Annotated in this window: 1 protein-coding gene; it reads right to left on the minus strand. The window is 75.3% G+C overall.

Features of this window, described 5'->3' with window-relative positions:
* A partial coding sequence (locus tag HO151_RS06345) for an acyltransferase domain-containing protein (protein WP_173895117.1) occupies positions 1 to 507 on the minus strand: 507 nt, incomplete at both ends.

The raw sequence follows: 507 nt of genomic DNA on the forward strand, positions 1-507 counted from the left end.
CAACGCCACCTCGACGGCGAACAGACCCGCCTGCGCGTATGCCGTGCCGTTGAGGACCGACTCCTCCTCGCCCCACACCACCTCGCGCAGCGAACGCTCCAGGTGCTCGTCCAGCCCCGCACACACCGCGTCGAAGGACTCCGCGAAGACAGGGAAGTCCGCGTACAGCCCGCGGCCCATGCCGAGGCGCTGTGAGCCCTGACCCGAGAACAGGAAGGCGGTGGTCCCGACGGAGCGGGCCGCGCCGGTCACCACGCCGGGGGCGTTCCCGCCCTCGGCGAGGGTGCGCAGCCCGGCCAGGAGTTCGTCACGGCCGGTGCCCAGCACCGTCGCGCGGGACTCCAGCGCGGTGCGGGCGGTGGCGAGTGCGTACGCCGTGTCCAGCGGACGCTCGTCGGGCCGTGCCGTGAGGTGGTCCAGCAGCCGGGCGGCCTGGGCGCGGAGCGCCTCGGGGGTCGCCGCGGTCACCGTCCACGGCAGGACGGCGGGAGCGCGGCGCTCGGTGGC

Source organism: Streptomyces sp. 8P21H-1 (assembly GCF_013302945.1).